Raw genomic sequence first — 1,910 nt, forward strand, 5'->3', positions numbered from 1 at the left:
GTCGCCGCCGAGTTCGAAGAAGGAGTCGTCGACTCCGACGCGGTTGAGTCCGAGGACTTGGGCGTAGATGCCGGTCAGGATTTCTTCGGTCGGAGTGGCGGGGGCGCGGTAGTGGTCGCTGTCGGTGTATTCGGGTGCGGGTAGGGCGCGGGTGTCGAGTTTGCCGTTGACGGTCAGGGGCAGGGTGTCAAGGGCGACCACTGCGGTGGGCACCATGTAGCCGGGCAGTCGTTGGGCCAGCGCGGCGCGCAGGCCGACCGGGTCGGCGGTCCCGGTGATGTAGCCGACCAGGCGTTTGTCGCCGGGGCGGTCCTCGCGGGCGATGACGGCGGCCTGCTCGACGCCGTCGAGGGCGTTAAGCGCGGCTTGGATCTCGCCCAACTCGATGCGGTAGCCGCGGATCTTGACCTGCTCATCGGCGCGCCCGACATAGCGCAGCTGCCCATCAGCAGCCCAGGCCACCAGATCGCCGGTGCGATACATCCGCGCCCCGACACCACCGAACGGACACGCCACAAACCGCGACGCCGACAGTCCAGCCCGACCGACATAGCCGTAGGCCAGCCCCGCGCCGGCGACATACAACTCCCCGACCACCCCCGCGGGCACCGGCCGCAGCCAGCCATCGAGCACGAAGAAGCCCAGATGGGCCAGCGGCACCCCGATCGGGGAGACCGCGGTGTCGACATCCGCGTCGGTGATCTCACGCACCGAGGCATGCACCGTGGTCTCGGTGATGCCATACATGTTCACCAGCCGCGGCAACCCCGGATGGTTGCTCAACCACGGTGCCAAGCGGGACGGTTCGAGCGCCTCGCCGCCGAACACCACCGTCTCCAGCTTGAGCTGATCGCCCCGCTGGGGAGCCAGCGCATCGGCGGCTTGGAGGGCATAAAACGCCGAGGGGGTCTGGCTGAGCACACTGACCTGCTCACCGACCAGCACCGCGTGCAACTCCTCCGGCGAGCGCACCACCGCATCGGGCACGATCACCAACCGGCCCCCACCCAGCAACGCCCCGAAGATCTCCCACACCGAAAAATCGAACGCCAACGAATGACACTGCGACCACACCCCCGCCGCAGGCACCTCAGCCTCCAACGTCTCCAACAGCCCGGTGACATTGCGATGGGCCACCGCCACCCCCTTGGGGGTACCAGTGGTGCCCGAGGTGTAAATCAAATACGCGACATCCTCCGGCGCGGCCACCATCGGCACCGCCGTAGCAGGCTGGTCATCAATAACGGGATCATCGATATCCACGACCACCACGTCATGACCGGCCAACCGCGACCGCAACTCCTGGGTGGTCACCACCACCTGCGGAGCAGCATCAGCAACCACGAACCCGATCCGGGCATCGGGATGAGCCGGATCCAACGGCACATAGGCCGCCCCGGTCTTGAGCACCCCCAACATCGCACCGATCGCCTCAGCGCTGCGCTCCATCACCAGCGCCACCCGCTGCCCGGCACCCACCCCATAACCGGCCAGCAGGTGCGCCATGCGGTTGGCGGCCTCATCGAGCTCGCGGTAGGTCCACGACCGCATCCCGTCGCTGATCGCCACCGCATCCGGCACCCGGCCCACCTGCGCAGCGAACAACGCCGGAATCGACACCGGCGCCGGCACTGGCTGACTCAACACCGCCCCATTACTGATGGCACGAAGACGGGTGTGTTCGTGTTCATCAAGGACATCGATCGATGACAACCTGCGGGACGGATCAGCAGTCAGCGCCACCACCACCCGCTGCAACCGCGCGATAAGCGTCTCGATACTCGCCGCGTCGAACACATCGGTGCGGAACTCCACCACCCCACCGATGCCGGCAGGATCGCCCGCCTCACTCCACCGCTCAGCCAACGAAAACGTCAAATCCACCCGCGCCGATTCGGTGTCCGCCGGCA

General features: G+C 67.1%; 1 protein-coding gene. It reads right to left on the bottom strand.

Annotated elements, in window-relative coordinates:
- A partial coding sequence (locus A5651_RS01820; protein WP_156662513.1) for an amino acid adenylation domain-containing protein occupies nt 1–1,910 on the bottom strand: 1,910 nt, incomplete at both ends.

The organism is Mycobacterium sp. 1274761.0, from assembly GCF_001668615.1.
In the GTDB taxonomy this organism is placed as follows: domain Bacteria; phylum Actinomycetota; class Actinomycetes; order Mycobacteriales; family Mycobacteriaceae; genus Mycobacterium.